The following is an 18143-nucleotide window of genomic DNA, read 5'->3' as shown; positions in this document are numbered from 1 at the left end:
CCATCCGGTTGCCGCACCGCAACCATCAATCGTCGTCCCGTGGGTCCGATTACAGGAATGGGACAGGGTCAGTCGGCCAATTCCCAGTCGACGGTGGACACGACGCGGACGGTCTTGTCCACCTCCTTGCCCTCAAAGCTGCCTGGCACCTCGTTGCGGGCCTGGATCTGGAACACGCCTTGATTGGCGCGGCGGATGGCGCCCAGATGCGTGCCGCTGTCGGCCGCGAATTGCTGGGCGGCGGCGCGGGCATTCTTCGTCGCCTCCGCGATCATGGCGGTCTTGATATCGTTCAGCTTGGTGAAGGCGAAGGTGGGGCCATTGCCCGACCCGCTGCCATCGCCGGCCAGCACGACGCCCTGGTCCAGCAGCGTTGCCATGTTCTGGCTGGCCTTGACCACCGCGTCGACATCATTGGTGCGCAGCACCAGGGTGCGGGTGACGATATAGCGACTGTCGACGGGGCCCTGGCGATATTGCTGGGCCAGCAGGTCCACCACCTCCACCCCGCGCGACGCGATGGCGTCGGCATTGATGTTGTAGCGGGCCAGGAAAGCCAGCACCGTAGCCTCGTCCTTCACGATCTTGGCCTGGGTCTGCGGCAGTTCATTGCCCGTGGCCACGAAGCGCAGCGGCCAGATGGCCAGATCGGCGCGCACCTCGCGTTCCGCCAGCCCCTTGACGCTGACCACCCGGTCGGCCAGCCGGAAACGGGCTGTCTGTTGTCCGGCCAGATAGCCGCCAGCGGCAATGCCCGCGGACAGAAGCAGGGCGGTGGCAAGAATGACGGGGGTGCGCATGGTCATGGCCTCGGATCGGGGCAGGGAAGCCCCGATCCTCCGCCACGATCATGTCAGTCGCAAGGCGTCACGCCGGGGCCGTTCCGGGTGCGCACATCTCGACCACGGCGCCCGGCGTGCTGGGCGTGGACAGGGACCAGAGATGGCCGAACGGGTCGCGCACCTGACCATAGCGGTCGCCCCAGAACATGTCGGCCGGTGGCATCACCGCTTCGGCCCCGGCGGCCACGGCCTGGGCGAAGGTCGCGTCCACGTCCGGCACGGCCATGTGCAGGGTCACTGGTGCGCGTTTGGGGAATTCCGTGGCCTGACCGCCGCAGAAATCCGGGAAATCGTCGCACAGCATCAGCGGGCCGCCATTGACCAGAAGCTGGGCATGCATCAGCCGCTCGCCATCCTGTGCCGGCATTTCCATGATCTTGGTGGCGCCAAAGGCGGCGATGTAGAACTCAATGGCCTTGCGGGCCCCGTTCACGATCAGGTGGGGAATGACGCCCGTGGTGTTGTGCACGGTATCGGTTTGCGCCGTCATGGCTTCCTCCGGTCGGTTTGGTGAATGAACGATAACCCAAGGACGGGCGACGCGGGTTCGTTCCGACAGGGACTCCCGAAAAATTCACATGGGCCCGCAGTCGGCCTGCAACCGGTCCAGATGCTGGCGGATATGCGCCGCCTCCGCCGGACTGTGGGCGAGCGCGATGGCCCGGCCGAAGGCGTCGCGCGCTTCCCCGTTCCGGCCCAGTTGCATCAGCAGCGCCCCGCGCAGCCCATGGAAATGGAAATACCCCGACAGGGCGCCGGCCAGCGGTTCCACCAGGGCCAGCGCTTCCGTTGCTCCGCGCACCTTCGATACAGCCACGGCCCGGTTCAGGGTGATGACGGGCGACGGGGTCAGTTGCTCCAGCCCGCCATACAGAAGCTCGATCTGCGTCCAGTCGGTGTCGGCCGGTCCGGCCGCGCGGGCATGCAAGGCTGCGATGGCGGCCTGCAATTGATAGGGGCCGGGGCGGCGGTGGCGCATGGCCTTGTCCAGCAGGGCCAGTCCTTCGTCGATCTGCGGCCGCCGCCACAATCCCCGGTCCTGATCCTCCAGCAGGATCACCGACCCGTCGGGACCGAAACGGGCAGGCAGGCGCGCATGCTGCAACAGCATCAAGGACAGCAGGCCCATCACCTCTGTCACGGTCGGGAACAGACGCAGCAGCAGCCGGCCCAGGCGGATCGCCTCATCACACAGCGGTGCGCGGGCCCGGCTTTCATCGGCCGCGGCCGAATAACCCTCGTTGAAGACCAGATAGACCATGGACGCCACGGTCGACAGCCGCTCCGCCCGTTCCGGCCCGCCCGGCGGTTCGAAGGGCACGGGATTGGCGGCGATGCGCGCCTTGGCGCGGGTGATGCGCTGTTCCATGGCGCTGTCGCCGATCAGGAAGGCCCGGGCAATCTGCTTCACCGACAGGCCCGACACGATACGCAGGGCCAGGGCAATCTGCTGCGTGGCCGGCAGGTCGGGGTGGCAGCAAATGAACAGCAGGCGCAGCACATCATCGCGGTAATCGGCGGCGTCTATCCGCTCGGCCATCGCCGTCTCATGGTCCGACAGATCGGAAAGCGCCGCCTCATCCTCCGGTAGGGCCACATGCCGGGCCGCAACGCGGGTCCGGTCGATGCCGGCATTGCGGGCCACCATGATCAGCCAGGCCGCCGCATCGCGCGGCGGCCCGTTCTTCGGCCAGGATGTCAGTGCCCGCAGGGCTGCTTCCTGGAATGCCTCCTCGGCTAGGTCCAGGTCGCGGAAATAGCGCAGTAGCGCCCCCATGGCCTGGGGCCGGGCCGCGGCCAGCGCGGCACTGATCCAGGCCGTGTCGGTCATGATTTCGTTGGTTCCGATGGATTGTACAGCATGACGGGCCGGATTTCGTAGCAGCCCGTGCCAGGATTGGCGGCGGACAGTTCCTTGGCGCTGTCGATGGCTTCTTCCAGCCCCTCGCAATCGACGATGTAAAAGCCCAGCAACTGTTCCTTGGTTTCCGCGAACGGCCCGTCAATGACCAGCGGCTGGTCCTTGCCCTTGCGCAGGGTGGTGGCAGAACTGGTCGGCATCAGGCGCGCGACGGGACCCAGCCGGCCCTGATGGGCCCAGCCTTCCTGCACCCGGCCCAGTTTTTCCATGACGCAGGCTTCCTCGTCGCTGCTCCAGGCACCGACGACATCTTCCTGATTATAGCAAAGGATCGCGTACAGCATGGGCGGTTCTCCCCGTTCATGTTCAAGGACGCTGGTGACTATGCCAGCGCCGACACGGGCTTTCAGAAAAATTTCCCGGCCGCCCTTTCCCCGCCCTGCGGATAGGAGCCCACCCGACGCTTCGTTCCCTGAACCATCGGCCCGAAGGTTTCCTCAACCCTTGTCGATAACCAATAAACGGGTACAGCGATGATCCAGGAAATGATGTTCAGATCCCTGTCGCGCCGGTCGATGTTCGGCGGGCTGGCGGGGGCGGCGGCCATGGCGGCACCGATGCCGGCCTTGGGCGCCACGGCCAGGGCCAAGGGCGATATCCGCCCCCTGGACATCACCGACCCGCGGGAGAACCTGTACGGCTTTGGCAAGATGTGGGGCACGCTGGGCCCGAAATCGGTGCTGTCGGGCTATCAGGGCGTGCAATACGCCATTGTCGGCGACAAGCGCGCCGTGCCCCTGTTCGGCTATTGCGGCTTCGGTAATAACCGCAACATCGTCCAGCCCGACGGGTCGCTGAAGGTGCTGGGCAAGGAATGCGGCTATTTCACCGACCTGGCGACGGGTGAAATCCTGGACCATTGGGACAATCCCTGGACGGGAGAGCGGGTGGAGGTCTTCCCCTTCCTGAACGACCGCTGGCGCGGCACCCTGACCCTGGAACAGAAGGTGTTCAAGGTCGGCGACAGCGAGACGGTCAATAATGACAAGGGCAGCAAGGGCGACGCCAAGGCCCAGAAGGGCAAGCCCTTCCTGCTGCCCTGGCAGCGCATCGGCGACCAGTATCTGTTGAGCTGGGATTACGCCCATGAATATACCAACCCGGTGACGCCGGAAGGCTGGCCCAAGGCATCGACGGGCCGGCGCGTCAACCCGTCCGAACATTTCACCATCTTCACAGCTACGGCGGAGATCGACGACCGCTCTGTGGAAAGTGCGCGCTTCCATGCCGGCTTCATGCGCCAGGCCCCCTGGTGGCCCTGGATGCGCATGGGGCAGAGCGGGGTGAACGGCGTGTTGATGGGCCGCATGCACAGCTACAAGATCACCGGCACGGTGGAGGATATCCCCAAATCCGTGCTGAAGCGCGTGGAACGCGACCGCCCCGACCTGTTGGAACAGCCCACCGACGGCCCGGATGAAGGCGTGCGCGGCACCCTGGAAGCCTATGCCGAGGATGTGCCGCCGGAAGTGCCGGGCTATGTCTCGCCGCTGGCGGAGAAGCGCAAGGCGATGCTGAGGGGGCAGGGGAAGTAGGGGCTGTCAGCGCCCGCCCTGGTAGGCCCGACGATGGTTCTTCACAGTGAGAACCGTGATCGTCGCTATCAACAGGGCGGGTGCTGCCGCCAGCAATTGCCAAACCAAGCCATCAGCGGCGAAAATCAACGTCACCGCGCCCGCCATGAAGGCCGCAGGGACCGTGGCCTGATAGAGTAGGATCAGGCGGGGTATCGGCAGAACCTGAATGCGCATATGCAGTGGAATCTGGCGCGTGCGCAGCACCAACAGGCCGACATTACCATTCATGATGGCGAGGTAGAGAGCGGCCAGCAGGATATCCAGGCCCGCCGCTTCCAAACCGCCTTCATCCGCCGCCAGGACAAGGGCCAAGGCCGTACCGAGCAGATTAAGCAGGCACATGGCCGCCAGAACGCGCCTGCCCGCCACCTTGATCGCCGGCACATGCTTTACAAAGCTCAACCGATAGGTCGGGTGAAGCAAGGATATCAGGTCTTCGTTACTGTACCTGAAAAGAATCATCAATCTGCGTCCCGATCTTGGGTCAAGTTTTTCATTTGGCTGTAATTCATCAAATTATTACACCCTATCGGGCGTGTGACAATGGCGGCGGCGATGACAGACGTGCCGCCTGAAAAAACGCCGGGCGAGGGGCCCCGCGTTAGGTTTCTGCCCCCGCACACCACCCCTGTCCGCCTGGAGTCACGGCAATCATTGCCTTCCGCCCCCTGTCCCCCTATCTTCGCGCCCAACCCTCTATCCTGGCGCTTAGAGTCCATGACCGACCTGTCGAAGATCCGTAATTTCTCCATCATCGCCCATATCGACCATGGCAAGTCGACGCTGGCGGACCGTCTGATCGAATTCTGCGGCGCCATTGAGGCGCGCGATATGAAGGAACAGCTGCTCGACAATATGGATATCGAGCGGGAGCGCGGCATCACCATCAAGGCGCAGACCGTGCGCTTGGAATATAAGGCCAAGGATGGCGAGACCTATCAGTTGAACCTGATGGACACGCCGGGCCATGTCGACTTCGCCTATGAGGTCTCGCGCTCGCTGGCTGCCTGTGAGGGCTCGCTGCTGGTGGTTGACGCGTCCCAGGGGGTGGAGGCGCAGACGCTGGCCAATGTCTATCAGGCGCTGGATGCCAATCACGAGATCGTGCCCGTTCTGAACAAGGTCGACCTGCCGGCCGCCGATGTGCCGCGCGTGAAGGCGCAGATCGAGGATGTGATCGGCCTGGATGCGTCGGACGCGGTGGAGATTTCGGCCAAGACCGGTCTGAATATCGAAGGCGTGCTGGAGGCCATCGTCACCCGCCTGCCACCGCCCAAGGGTGACAAGGACGCGCCCCTGCAGGCCCTGATCGTGGATAGCTGGTACGATGCCTATCTGGGCGTCATCATCCTGGTCCGCGTGTTCGCCGGCGAGCTGAAGCTGGGCCAGAAGGTGCGCTTCATGGCGACCGGCGCCACGCGCGACATCGACCGCGTCGGTATCTTTACGCCCAAGAAGGTGGCGATGGAGAAGCTGGGGCCGGGCGAGATGGGCTTCGTCACGGCCGCTATCAAGGATATCCGCGACACCAAGGTCGGCGACACGATCACGGAGGAGCGCCGGCTGGCGCCCACGGCCTTGGCCGGGTTCAAGCCGTCCATCCCCGTCGTGTTCTGCGGCCTGTTCCCGTCGGATGCGGCGGAATTCGAGCATCTGCGTGACAGCCTGGGCAAGCTGGCCCTGAACGATGCCAGCTTCCAGTATGAAACCGAAAGCTCGGCGGCGCTGGGCTTCGGCTTCCGCTGCGGTTTCCTGGGCCTGCTGCATCTGGAAATCATCCAGGAGCGTCTGGAACGCGAATTCGACCTGGACCTGATCACCACGGCCCCGTCGGTCGTGTACAAGATGCACATGACCAATGGCGATGTGATCGAAATGCACAATCCGGCTGACATGCCGGACGTGGTGAAGATCGACCATATCGAAGAGCCGTGGATCAAGGCCACGATCATGCTGCCCGATGAATATCTGGGCGGCGTGCTGCATCTCTGCACCGAACGGCGCGGCGTGCAGAAGGACCTGACCTATGTCGGCGGCCGGGCGATGATCGTCTATGAGCTGCCGTTGAACGAAGTGGTGTTCGACTTCTATGACCGGCTGAAGAGCATCAGTCGCGGTTACGCCAGCTTTGATTATCAGCTGGAAGAATATCGCGAGGGTGATCTGGTCAAGATGTCGATCCTGGTCAACGGGGAGGCTGTGGACGCCCTGTCCATGATCGTCCACCGCAGCCAGGCGGAATATCGCGGCCGCCAGCTGTGCGAGCGGCTGAAGGACCTGATCCCCCGCCACCTGTTCAAGATCCCCATCCAGGCGGCCATCGGCGCCAAGGTGGTGGCGCGCGAAACCATCGCCGCCATGCGCAAGGACGTGCTGGCCAAGTGCTATGGCGGCGATATCAGCCGCAAGCGCAAACTTCTGGACAAGCAGAAGGAAGGCAAGAAGCGCATGCGCCAGTTCGGCGAGGTGGAAATCCCGCAGAGCGCCTTCATCGCCGCCCTGAAGATGGGCGACAACTGACCGCCTGTTCAACGGGACGGGAATGGGGAAAGGGCGGGCCATTTGGTCCGCCCTTTCCATTTTCTGGCCCTGCGATTGGTAATTTCATTCCGTAAAGCTGGCGTAAAGGGTTGCGCCGCCATCATCGTGCCGTATTATCATATCAATCAATCTTCCAGGCGGCAGGGTACGAAGGTCACAACCCGCCACCCGGATGATCGGTTAGATTGCGCGGGTCTTCAGCGGTCGGGAGGAGGGATGATGCGTATCAGGGCTGGTCTGATCCTTGTCACCGCGATCCTGTCCGCTGGCCCTGTCCTGGCGACGACGACATCCAGTACGAAGAATGCCGTGCCGGTGGCCCCGATGGAGGCGCCGACCATTTTCGCCGTGCGCTTCAACGGCGTGACCCCACCATCCACCCAATATAACGGCCCCCTGTTGCCCGGTGCCTATCAGGTCCCTGGATTCGATAGCGCTGTCCCGGAGCCGGCGCCCGTCACGGAACATGCCGAAGGCCGCAAGGCCATGATGGCGACGCTGAGCGAATGGCTGGGCCGGATCTATGACGGTGCGCTGGCGCGGCTGTCGGGGGAAGTGCCGGAGGTTCCGGTCGTGTCCGCCGTGGCGGCGGCCACGCCGGTGAAGCTGGCGGCTGACCCACGCGCCTATCAGGCGGCGGGGTTGAAGGCTGATGCGCAATTGTCGGCGCTGGGCCTGAATTCGAAGGTCGGCATGCGCCTGGGTACCGAAGAGGTGAAGCAGACCCTGCGTCTGTCGCGCGGCTGCGACCAGAACTGGCTGCCCAACAGCATTGCCGGCGATGTCAGCGGTGGTTTCGGCGCCATGAAGGGCAGCGTCCAGGGCAGTTGGGGCAGCGTCTGTGCCAGCGGCCAGACCGGGTGGCGCCTGACCGCCGGCATGACCGATCTGGGCACGGCCCGGCCCCTGCCCAATCTGGGCATGGAATACCGGCCTGCCGCCGGCAGCGTCATTGCCGGCCTGACGGGCCTGTCCTCCATGAAGGCGCAGGTGGGGGAAACCAGCGGCTCCGTGGGGCTGGAGGCACCCATGCCGCTGATCCGCATCGACCGCATGCGCCTGTCCGCCGATATGAGCTGGCAGGAAGATACCGGTACCAAGCTGACCTTCGGCACGAAGCTGAAATTCTGATACGGGCGCCGGATGGGTGAGCAGTCATGCCCATGGTGCAGCACTGAACCGCTACGACGGCGCAAGTCCGCGGAAATCAACGGATTCTCGTGTGGTTCAGCGGGTTGGTAACAATTCTGTCGCGTGACTGGCACCGCTCTGTCATGGGCGGCGGATATCCCCCCCTGGGGACAAGTTTTCATACCAGGGGGCACTCATAATGAAGAATTCCTTCCGCACGGCACTGCTGGCCAGCGCCTTCTGCCTGACCGCGCCGGCGATGGCGCAGACGGCGACGAACGTCACACTGAACGGCACCACCTTCACGAACCAGGGTCTGCAGGGTGTGGGCCGACTGTCGGCGTCCCTGCGGGACAAGTTCGGGGAAACGTTCGGGTCGGTGTCGTCGATGCAGATCGACCTGCACACCTGGCACCGCAATGCCGACGGTTCCTATGCCGGCACGCTCTATGCCCTGCCGGATCGTGGCTACAATGTCGCCAGCACCACGAATTACATTCCCCGCTACAATATCCTGTCGCTGACCTTCAATCCCTATACGGGCACGGCGGCGGCGCCGCAGAACCAGATCGGCCTGAAACTGGTCGATACGATCCAGCTCGTGGACAATGCCGGTACGCCGTTCAGCGGCCTGGACCCGGCGACCACGGGCAAGGCTTCGACCTATCGCCCGGCGTCCGGCGGCCTGCCCAACCTGCCGCTGACCGGCACCGGCCGGCTGGCGCTGGACCCGGAAGGGTTCGTGCGCGCCCCCGATGGCACGCTGTGGATCAGCGATGAATATGGCCCCTACATTTATCACTTCACGGCCGACGGCAAGCTGATCTCTGCCATCGCCCCGCCGGCCAGCCTGCTGCCCACCCGCAATGGCAGCCTGAATTTCGCCGCTGCCGAGGGTACGCCTGCCAACCCGACAACGGGTCGGCAGAACAACCAGGGCCTGGAAGGTCTTTCACTGGCCGCCGATGGCAAGACCCTGTGGGTGGCGCTGCAATCGGCTGCCGTGCAGGACCTGGATATCAGCAGCACCAACACCACCCGCCGCAACACCCGCCTGCTGTCCTATGACATTTCCAGCAGCGGCAGCCCGGTGCTGAAGGGCGAATATGTCATCCAACTGCCCATGTACAACAAGGACGGCAACCCGACGGGGGCGCTGAACCGGGTGGCCGCGCAGTCGGAACTGCTGGCGCTGAACAATACCCAGTTCCTGCTGCTGTCGCGCGACGGCAATGGTTTTGGCTCCGGCGCGACGCCGGACAGCAGCCCGACCAGCTATTACCGCCGCATCGACCTGATCGACATCACCGGTGCCACCAACATTGCCGGCACGGCCTATGACAACAACACCTCCATCGCGCCCAAGGGTGTGCTGGTGGCCGATATCAAGCCGGTGCAGTTCGCCAGCTTCGTGGACATCAACGACGCGTCGCAATTGTCCAAGTTCGGTCTGGTCAATGGTGGCAAGAATAATCCCAACTGCGCCACCCAGTGCCTGTCGGAAAAGTGGGAGGCGCTGGCCCTGGTGCCCGCCCTGGACGCCGCCAAGCTGGATGATTTCTTCCTGTTCGTCGGCAATGACAACGACTTCGTGACCCAGAACGGCTATCAGGTGGGCGCTGCCTACAAGGACGCCTCGAGTGTCGAAAATGACACGATGCTGCTGGCCTACCGTCTGACCCTGCCGACCTATGTCGATCCGCTGGCCAGCGAAAGCCAGCGGCTGACTGGTGCCGCCATCGGCCAGGCGCTGGGCGAAAGCGGGCTGGCCGCACAGGGGGCCGCCGCTGCCGACCAGACGGGCCGTACCCAGGCCATCCGTGCCGGTCTGGCCGCCCGCGCCGAAGGCAGCTTTGAACTGGCCGCCGGCGGCAATTGGGGGGCGCTGGCCCGTGACGATCAGGGCGGCGACCGCCTGTCCAAGCCGGAAAGCTGGTCCGTCGGTGTCGGCGGCGATTATGCCGTGTCGGATACGGTCCGCGTCGGTCTGGCGCTGGGCTATGCCGATACGGATGGCAAGTTCGGCACGCTGGGCGGGGCCAAGACCAAGGCCTGGGCCGTCGGTCCCTATGCCACGCTGTCCACGCCGTCGGGCCTGTTCGTCGATGCCAGCTATCGCTATGTCGATCTGTCCGTCGATGATGTCCGCCGCAACACCTTCGCCTATGGCCTGACCGCCACGGGCGACACCAAGGGCGAAGGCCATCATGCCGCGGTGGAATTCGGCTCCGTGGCCACGGCCGGTGACTGGCGCTATGGCCCCATCGTGTCGATGATCTATGACCGGGTGACGCTGGATGCCTGGAACGAGGCCGGCGCCCTGCACCTGAACCTGGACCATCCGGAGTTTACCGAACAGCAGTTCCTGCTGTCGGTCGGCGGTCATGTCTCCACCCGCGTCGATCTGGGCAATGGCACCGTGGCCGTCCCGGAACTGCGGCTGTCTTATCAGGAAGACCTGATCAAGGATGAGGGCCAGCGCTATACGACGGTGCTGTCCAACCGCCGCAACAGTCCGCTGGGCGTGGTCAGCGCCATCCTGCCGGACCCCAAGGCCGACGGGGTGCGCGCCGGTCTGGGTCTCAGCGTCTCGCTGTCGCCGACCACGGTTTTGTTCATCAATGGCGACACGCTGTTTGCCGAGGATGACAAGCCCGATTACACGGTCGGCGCTGGCCTGCGCGTCGGGTTCTGATCCGTCCGATCATCGCGTTGACGTGAAAGGGGGGCGGGCGACCGTCCCCCTTTTTGCTGCCCGGTTCACCGCCGCAGCAGGAATTCCCGTCCCACCTTCACCCGCTTCACCCCGTCATATTCCACGATATCGGCCGTGGCATAGGTCTCCGACCATTTGTCGGGCAGGTAGCTGCCGGTGCCAACGACATCGATGGGGGCCTGGGCGTCGGCCATGACCCGGCATTTCTCCGGGGAAAAGCCGCTGGAGGCCACAATCTTCACACCCGTGAAGCCCGCCTGATCCAGCTGTTCACGCAGGTAATGGATGGCCGCCGCCGACACGCCAGCCCCGATCAGGTGGCGCAGTTCGCTTTCGTCACGATAGCCGCGGATGGCGTCGGGCGCATGCCGGTCCAGCACGGCATAGGATTTCGGCGGATCCAGCCCTTCCAGGAAGCGCCCGCCCGGCGTGTCGATGCGCAAGGACAGTTCCCCGCGCGCCGCCAGATCGGGAAAGCGGCGGCAGACGGACAGCGCATCCGTCACCTCCTGCCCGAAATAATCGACCAGTACAGTCATGGGCTGGCCGGGGAAGGTCTCGTGATACATCTCCGCCGCGCGCACGGTGGAGCCGGCATAGCCGATCAGGGCATGGGGCATGGTGCCCAGGCCCTTGTCGCGGCCGAAATAATGGGCCGTGGCATCGGTGGCATTGCCGACAAAGCCCACAGCCCCGTCGCGCCGCCGCGCGCGGGCGGACCCGACCGACGCGGCATAGGCCATGATCTCCGCCATCTCCGTGCCCGCACAATGGCGGGCATCCATGGCCAGGAACGCCACCTTGGGCAGGCCCGCGCACATCATATAAGCGTTGTAGGCGGCGACACAGGCGGGACCCAGCTTCATCAGGAACAGGGTCTCCAGCTCCGCCATCTGGCTGAAGGGGCCGGTGATCCACATCATCGGCTCGCCCGCGCCGACCCACTTCGTCTCTTCATAATTCAGCTGGATGTCCGGCGCGAAGCCGCGTTCGGCCGCCACGGCGCGCAACCAGTCCAGCGCCAGCCGGGGCGCAAAGACCACGGGCCGGCGCATGAAGATGGCATAGGTGACAGGCTTGTCACCGAACCTCTCCACAATCGCTCGGGTGCGCTGAAAATAGACGTCAGTCCAGGCGGAGATGGCGTCGGCGGCGGGGGGCGTGATGGGCATGGCCGGCATATGATGGTGGGTGTCGCCACCATCATATGCCGGCTGACCGTTTCGAGGCAAACCGGCTGGCGATGCCCGACGCGGAACGCCGGGATCAGGCAGCCGATCCAGCGCTTTTCATTTCGCTCTAGCCCGCGGGTTGTGGCGCGACAGGCGTCGGCACAGTGGGTGTCGGCACAGTGGGTGTTGACGCGATAGGTGTCGGTGTGGCCGCTGGGGGTGTTTTCGACAGGCATTGGGTGACCAGCGACAAAACGAAGTCCGACCGTACCTTGTCGTCTTTGATCATCGGTGCGACGGAGCGAACCTGTTCCACGCAGGCATGTTGCAGATGTGCCTGGATGCCTTCAGTCAAGTTCTGCGCTGCAACGCCTGTGGCGAAGATCTTGCCTGCCGTCAGGCTCGCCGCGGCGCCATTCTTGTTCTCGCCGCTAGGCGGGCTTGCGCTTCCATTATGCTCGAATGTGCCAAAAACCGAATAGGCGTCCTTCCGCTTACTGTTGCTATCTGTTGTGGCTGCGATGTTCTTGACATAGTTCTCGCTGGCTTTCTGTTCTTCTTCCGCCTTTTGCATATCGAATTTCAATGAGCTGGCGGTTTTCGTACTTTCATCCAGGTTGTTTTTTGCACATACATAGACAAGATTGTATACTTCCTTATCATGTTCATTTTCATCAAGCTGAGATTTGGAGATGTTGATTCGGGTTTTTGCAATATTCGTTATCTGATTTTCGGGAATCGTAATTTTTTCATCTGGCTTTATTAATTTTCTGCAGTCTGCGGATACTCCGTATTTTTCGTTAAGCCATTTGAGTATGTTGTTATATATCGGAAGCTTTGACGATATGTATTCAGAATTTGATTGATATTGATCTGTATCTAATAGAATACCTGAAAGTGCTTCTTTTGCTGTATCTTGGTCCGTTCTTGCGCGGCCGTATTTTGTTTCGGCCTCTTTAAGCTTTTCCGCGCGCAGCCGTGCCTCTTTCAAGGCATCCTCGTGCATCTTCTTTCCGACTTCATCCGATTTCTCATCGGTCTTGTCGCCGTGCAAGCGCTCAAGACCTTTGCATTTTCCTGATCCCCTATATTTGTCCTTGTCGGGCTCCTCCCCCTCCTCCGGAATTTCACAGCCATAGCCTGCGGCGACGGGAACATAGGCGAAATCGTTGGTGGCGTAGCCCAGGGTGATCTTGACCTGTCCATCAGTCATGTTCGGTGTCTGCAGGTTCAACCCGCCGGACATGGCAGAGGAATAGATCAGCGCCGATTCATTTTTCGGCGCGCAGCCGGCCAGGATCAGCGGCGGCATGAGCAAAACCAGACATGAATATTTCCCGACAATTTTCATTCTGCTCTCCATCTGCCTGTATTTTTGTTGATGCAGACAGCCCCGGCCGGATGACCGCAGGCTGCAAGTGCACTTGTCACGGCGTTGGCGGCATTGGCGTCATCGACGAAGATGACGACACGGCAATCCTCGGCATTGCCCAGCAAGACGGTCTGCTCTCGCCGCCAGCCGAGTGTGATGCCGCTGCCGGCCAGTCCGCCGCTGACCAGACCAAACCCTTCAATCCGGGCGCTGACCGGGGACGTGGCGGCCCCGGGCGCCAAGACAACCGGGCGCAGGAAGACATAGTGGCTGCTGTAAGACGCGTGGCTCTCCTCAAGCGAAACGGCGTCGGAGATCACGATCTTCGTACAACCGCTCGTCAGCAGGGCGGCCAGCAGAGGAAGTGCGGCGGTAAGGAGGCGCGGCCAAGCCGCCGGATGGCGGCGCTGGCGATTGAAGCCCGGTGATCGGCTCCGATCACTACGACGTAGTATTGCAGACATGCGGTTCCCCTTTCGGGTGGCGCAAACACCCGGTAGGGGGCCCCTGTCCGGCATGGGGATGAGTTTTGAATTAAATTTGAGATGAATATATACACATTATTTCATAAGTGCCGATACAAGCCATGCAGTATCAACTGAAAGGACGTTCATGTGTAATCAGAATGCACAAATATTGATCATGACTGTGAAAATACCAGCGCTACGCGTGGATCAGGTCCGGCAGTGCCGGCACGTCCCGCGCATCGGGGAAGATCGCGGCGTCCAGGTCCCTGGCTGACAGGCCCAGATGGGCAGACAGCATTCCCTTCAGCAGCGCGCGCATGTCGGTGGTCGGGGCCAGATCGCGGCCCTGATACAGCTTGTCCTGACGCAGGCCGGGCCAGTCGCCCAGCACGCGTCCACCCTGCACTGACCCGCCGGCCAGCAGGGCCACACCGGCCGTGCCATGATCGGTGCCGCCGGACCCGTTGATGCGCACGGTCCGGCCGAATTCGGTCACCACGGCCATGATCGTCCGGTCCCAGACGGGCTGCATGGCCCCGCGCAAGGCCACCATGGTTTCCGCCAGATCGCCCAGCGCATTGGCCAGACGGCCCTTGGCCGTGCCCTGGGCAACATGCGTGTCCCAGCCCGGCAGTTCCAGCGTGGCCACGCGCGGCCCGTCTGCATCGGACAACATGCGCCCGGCCGTGGTGGCCAGCGCCATGCGGTCCTTGTTGTCGCGGGGGCGGCCGCCTTCCATGCCATCCACCATCTGCGTCACCCCCTGACCGGCCGCCAGGGCCGGCCCCAGCACGGGGTCGGCATGATAAAGGGCGGCCACGCGCTCCATAAAGTCGGGCCCGCCTTCGGGCAGGGGAGACGGTGCCCAGCTGGCGACGGGCACGGACCCGCGCAGCACCAGCGGCACACCCTGGCCCAGCGCCAGACCCAGCCCCTGGCCGCCGCCATCCAGCCGGGCCAGCGCCCGGTTCAGCCAGCCGCTGCGGCCGCCGGCCTGCGTGCCGCCATTGTCCAGCAGGTCCTGGGCATCGAAATGGCTGCGCTCGCGATAGGGTGTGGCAATGGCGTGGACGGCCAGCATCCGGCCTTCCCGCCACCAGCCCTGCAGTGGTGCCAGGGCTGGGTGCAGGCCGAAGCGGCCATCCAGATCCAGCAGCCCGTCCGCCTGGCCCGGCTCGGCCAGGGCCAGGGCACCGCGCGCCGCCTTGTAATCCGGATCGGCATAGGGGGCGATTGCGCCCAGACCGTCCATGGCGCCGCGCAGCACGATCAGCACCAGTCGGCGGTCGGTCCCGGCCGCTGCCAGCGACAGACGGGGGGACGTGGCGCTCAACAGGCCGGCGCTGCCCAGGGCCAGGAGATGACGTCGGTTCAGCATGACCTATCTCCGTTGGAAGGCGGGGGATGACAGCGCCAGTGCCAGGGCCTCTGCGGCACTGGGGGCATTGGCGACGGCGCGGCGCAACCCGTCGTCGGCCAGTCCGCCAAGGGCCGTATCGACCAGCACCCTGGCATCCACGCGCCCGACCGCGCGCTGTGCGAAGGCCAGCGACCAGTCGATGCGACGCAGCACGGCGTCCGGCCCGGTCCAGTCGGCGGCACTGTCCGGCCATCCGGCCGGGGAGGGAGCGGCAAAGGGCAACTGGCCCAGCACCGACAGGCTGTTCAGCACCTGCTGATCCGGCACCTCCATGCCCGTGCCGCGCAGGGTGGCGATGACGAAGTCATTGGGCGACCGGACCTTGCCCAGCGGCTGGGCCCAGGCGGCATCCAGGCGCAGCAGGGTGCGGGTGACATGGGCCAGATCGCCATGGCTGTCGCGAAAGGCGCGTTCCAGCGCCGCCACGGCGTCCGCGGGCGGATCGTCGGCGACGAAATGGCGGGCCAGCTTGACGGCCACATGCCGGGCCGTGGCCGGCTGTGCGCACAAAAGATCGATGGCGATCGCCGCTTCCTGCACACCGCCTTCGACGATGCGGTTGCCCAGCAGGATATTGTCGCCCGGCTGGTGCCGGTTGGGATTGAAATGGGAGGCGCCGCCATCGCCATCCACGGCCCATCCGGTCAGGATCATGGCCATGGCCTGGACATCGGCCTGACCATAGCCGCCGTCGACGCCCAGCAGATGCAGTTCCAGCGCTTCCCGGCCCAGATTCTCGTTCAGCCCCTTGTCGCGGCGCTGGCCGGCCTTGCTGTCGGGACCGACGGACCTGGCATTGTCCAGATAGATCAGCATGGCCGGATGCAGGATGGCCGCCCGCGCCATGTCGCGGAACCGGCCCAGGATATGGGGGCGGATGGCCTCCGTCTCGAACGGCAGTCCCATGGGGCCGACGCCCGCCCGCTTGTTGGAAACGGTGAAATGGTTGGACCAGAAATGCACCAGCCGTTCCTGCAACGGCGCCTCAGACGTCGCCGCCAGCCGGGTGCGCAGCACGGCATCGGCGCGGTAGCGCTCGCGCCCCCTGGTCTTGGCCAGTTCCTCCTGCGCCGCGGCGCCAGCCTTGCGGGCGGCCAGGAATTCCGCGACACGGATGGCCGATCCCTCCTGTTCGGCCAGGGATGGCGGCAGCGGGCGGGGCGTCAGTTGCGCCTCTGCCCAGCCACGGGGATCGGCGGCCACCCGGTCCAACTCTTCTGGTCCGGCTCCCTGACCGAAGCGGGACAGCGCATGCGCGGCCAGGACGCGGGGGGCGAAGGTTGCGGCCATGGGCATTCCTCCTGTCTGCCGATCCCGGCGGGCGGGTCAGCGTTCCGGCGGCGGCGGGGGCGGGGGCGGTGCCGCGTCCGGCGGTCCATCCATCGGCTCGGGCGGCTCCCCGCCCCGACGATCACCCCGGCCGGGCGGCGGGGGCAGCTTGCCTTCAGCCTGGGCCTTGTCCATCCGGTCGATGATGGTCTGGTGCAGCTTCTCCTGCGCCCGTGAAGTCTCCTCCCGCAGGGACGCGAAGGCGTTCACGGCCGCGGCACGGTCAAAGGGGCGGGCCCGCAGCGCCTCCACGGCATCCCGCCGCGCCTGACGCAAGGCGTCCATCTGCTGGCGTACTGCGGGGTCGCGCGGGTGCATGGCTTCATGGATGCCGGGGCGCAGCCCTTCCGGCACCAGGCCCAGCAGCCGGTCAGGCATGCCGCCCGGCGGACCGCCGCCCCGCAGGCGGTGGCCGATCATCAGGCCGGCGACGGCCAGATTGACCGATAGCGAGGCCACCAGCAGGATCGACAGGATCAGGGTGGATCGTCTCATGGCGCGCTCTCCAACTCAGCCGTATCGATCTCCGCCGTCTGCTGGTTCAGCAGCGACAGCAGATCGTCACTGGCAACCTGTTCACCGGCCGTGGCCGGCAGGGCGACCAGCTGGCCATACCCAAGGAAAAAACCCAGAAGGCCGGCGGCGGTGGCCGTGGCCATGCCGGCCGTCCAGCGACGCCAGGCCAGCGCCATGCTGCGCCAGAGACCGGCGCGGCCCGCCGGGCGCGGATTGTCGATGGGAATGTCCAGGACCGCCCGGCGCAGGTCGGCCGATGCGGTGACGGGCGGCAGGCTGGCCAGGGCCTCGGCCAGCACCTGTTCGGCCGTCAGCATCGCGCGCAGCTGCGCATCCTGTGCCAGGGCGGCTGTGGCCTTGCGGCGCATTGTGTCGGGCCAGTCTTCCGGCCGGGCGCCGTGGCGGTCCAGCAGGGTCTGGAATTGGTCTGGTGTCATGGCTGGCACCCCCGATCTGTCCTGTGGCTCATCTCTGTCATCGTCCCGTCTCCCGTCCGGCCCATCCCGCCAGTTTCTCCCGCAAGGTCCGGCGGGCGCGGACCAGCAGGCTCTCCAGGGCCTTGACACTGATATCCAGCGCCTTGGCCGCCTCGGCGTTAGACAGGCCCGCTTCATAAGTCAGGGTCACCGCCGCGCGCAGCCGGTCCGGCAGGTCGGCGACGGCGCCCGCCACCGCGGCGCGGGTGCGCCGGTCGGCCAGCGCGTCCTCCTGCCCTGGCGTGGTGTCGGCAGGATCGCCCGCCGCGTCCAGCGGTGCCATCGGCGCCCGTCGCGTCCGGTCCAGGCACAGGTTGGTCGTTACCCGGTAGAACCAGGTGGCGAATTTCGCCGCGCGTTCATCGAAACGGTCGGCGTGGCGCCAGAGCCGCAGAAACGCCTCCTGCGCCACATCCTCCGCATCGGCCTGGTTGCCCAGGATGCGGCGGGCAATGGTGACAGTGCGGTCCAGGTGCCGGTCGACCAGCAGGCCATAGGCCCGCCGGTCCCCGGCCGCCACACGCGTCACCAGCGCCTCGTCCGTCCAGTTCTCCACCGTGTCGTCCCGCCTGTCGTACGTCCGGGTCCGGGCCTCGCCCGGAAGCCCGTCCACCGTCCCCACTCTACGTTGCGGCAGGCCGGCCGTCATGGTCATTGCCGCGA

17 protein-coding genes are annotated in these 18143 nt (G+C 64.8%); 4 read left to right on the top strand and 13 right to left on the bottom strand.

Annotated features, from left to right (window positions below; genetic code table 11):
- Window positions 1-68: 68 nt before the first annotated feature.
- The 4 genes from ACODTW_RS18115 to ACODTW_RS18100 all read right to left on the bottom strand — a co-directional run bounded on the left by ACODTW_RS18115 (window position 69) and on the right by ACODTW_RS18100 (window position 3047).
- The gene (locus ACODTW_RS18115) at window positions 69-806 is read right to left on the bottom strand and encodes an SIMPL domain-containing protein (protein ID WP_488947463.1); all 738 of its coding nucleotides are present in this window, start codon (window positions 804-806) and stop codon (window positions 69-71) included.
- Window positions 807-867: 61 nt separating this feature from the next.
- The gene (locus ACODTW_RS18110; protein ID WP_488947462.1) at window positions 868-1332 is read right to left on the bottom strand and encodes a VOC family protein; all 465 of its coding nucleotides are present in this window, start codon (window positions 1330-1332) and stop codon (window positions 868-870) included.
- Window positions 1333-1416: 84 nt separating this feature from the next.
- Entirely contained in the window at window positions 1417-2673 is a 1257-nt protein-coding gene (locus ACODTW_RS18105; RefSeq protein ID WP_488947461.1) for an RNA polymerase sigma factor, read from the bottom strand.
- Window positions 2670-3047 carry a YciI family protein gene (locus ACODTW_RS18100; protein ID WP_488947460.1) on the bottom strand — a complete coding sequence of 126 codons (378 nt, stop codon included), beginning with the start codon at window positions 3045-3047 and terminating at the stop codon, window positions 2670-2672. Before ACODTW_RS18100 ends, ACODTW_RS18105 begins: the two co-directional genes overlap by 4 nt.
- Window positions 3048-3248: 201 nt before the next feature.
- Here ACODTW_RS18100 and ACODTW_RS18095 point away from each other — a divergent pair, with 201 nt between their 5' ends.
- Entirely contained in the window at window positions 3249-4298 is a 1050-nt protein-coding gene (locus tag ACODTW_RS18095; protein WP_488947459.1) for a DUF1838 family protein, read from the top strand.
- Between the two features lie 6 nt (window positions 4299-4304).
- Here the strand turns inward: ACODTW_RS18095 and ACODTW_RS18090 are convergent, their stop codons facing one another.
- Entirely contained in the window at window positions 4305-4802 is a 498-nt protein-coding gene (locus ACODTW_RS18090; protein ID WP_488947458.1) for a hypothetical protein, read from the bottom strand.
- Between the two features lie 255 nt (window positions 4803-5057).
- Here ACODTW_RS18090 and lepA point away from each other — a divergent pair, with 255 nt between their 5' ends.
- The 3 genes from lepA (at window position 5058) to ACODTW_RS18075 (ending at window position 10707) form a co-directional block, all read left to right on the top strand.
- On the top strand, window positions 5058-6860 hold the full coding sequence (gene lepA / locus ACODTW_RS18085; protein ID WP_488947457.1) for a translation elongation factor 4: 1803 nt from the start codon (window positions 5058-5060) through the stop codon (window positions 6858-6860).
- A 237-nt stretch (window positions 6861-7097) separates the two neighbouring features.
- Entirely contained in the window at window positions 7098-8012 is a 915-nt protein-coding gene (locus ACODTW_RS18080; RefSeq protein ID WP_488947456.1) for a hypothetical protein, read from the top strand.
- A gap of 199 nt (window positions 8013-8211) precedes the next feature.
- Window positions 8212-10707 carry an esterase-like activity of phytase family protein gene (locus tag ACODTW_RS18075; protein WP_488947455.1) on the top strand — a complete coding sequence of 832 codons (2496 nt, stop codon included), beginning with the start codon at window positions 8212-8214 and terminating at the stop codon, window positions 10705-10707.
- Between the two features lie 65 nt (window positions 10708-10772).
- Here ACODTW_RS18075 and ACODTW_RS18070 read toward each other — a convergent pair whose 3' ends face one another.
- The 8 genes from ACODTW_RS18070 to ACODTW_RS18035 all read right to left on the bottom strand — a co-directional run bounded on the left by ACODTW_RS18070 (window position 10773) and on the right by ACODTW_RS18035 (window position 18135).
- Window positions 10773-11900: a beta/alpha barrel domain-containing protein gene (locus ACODTW_RS18070; RefSeq protein WP_488947454.1), complete on the bottom strand. Its 1128-nt coding sequence runs from the start codon at window positions 11898-11900 to the stop codon at window positions 10773-10775.
- Window positions 11901-12027: 127 nt separating this feature from the next.
- Complete coding sequence (locus ACODTW_RS18065; RefSeq protein WP_488947453.1) at window positions 12028-13251, bottom strand: hypothetical protein; 1224 nt, start codon at window positions 13249-13251, stop codon at window positions 12028-12030.
- Complete coding sequence (locus ACODTW_RS18060) at window positions 13248-13736, bottom strand: hypothetical protein (RefSeq protein WP_488947452.1); 489 nt, start codon at window positions 13734-13736, stop codon at window positions 13248-13250. Before ACODTW_RS18060 ends, ACODTW_RS18065 begins: the two co-directional genes overlap by 4 nt.
- Before the next feature lie 199 nt (window positions 13737-13935).
- A complete protein-coding gene (locus ACODTW_RS18055) occupies window positions 13936-15117 on the bottom strand; it encodes a DUF1501 domain-containing protein (RefSeq protein ID WP_488947451.1) in 1182 nt (393 codons plus the stop codon).
- A 3-nt stretch (window positions 15118-15120) separates the two neighbouring features.
- Entirely contained in the window at window positions 15121-16449 is a 1329-nt protein-coding gene (locus ACODTW_RS18050; protein WP_488947450.1) for a DUF1800 domain-containing protein, read from the bottom strand.
- A gap of 36 nt (window positions 16450-16485) precedes the next feature.
- Complete coding sequence (locus ACODTW_RS18045) at window positions 16486-16983, bottom strand: periplasmic heavy metal sensor (protein ID WP_488947449.1); 498 nt, start codon at window positions 16981-16983, stop codon at window positions 16486-16488.
- A complete protein-coding gene (locus ACODTW_RS18040) occupies window positions 16980-17441 on the bottom strand; it encodes a hypothetical protein (RefSeq protein WP_488947448.1) in 462 nt (153 codons plus the stop codon). The genes ACODTW_RS18045 and ACODTW_RS18040 overlap by 4 nt, the downstream gene beginning before the upstream one ends.
- Before the next feature lie 37 nt (window positions 17442-17478).
- Window positions 17479-18135: an RNA polymerase sigma factor gene (locus ACODTW_RS18035; protein WP_488947447.1), complete on the bottom strand. Its 657-nt coding sequence runs from the start codon at window positions 18133-18135 to the stop codon at window positions 17479-17481.
- Window positions 18136-18143 lie beyond the last annotated feature (8 nt).

It is taken from the genome of Niveispirillum sp. FG148 (assembly GCF_057809655.1).
Note: the sequence above shows the minus strand (reverse complement) of the source record. Positions and strands in the feature narration are given on the sequence as shown.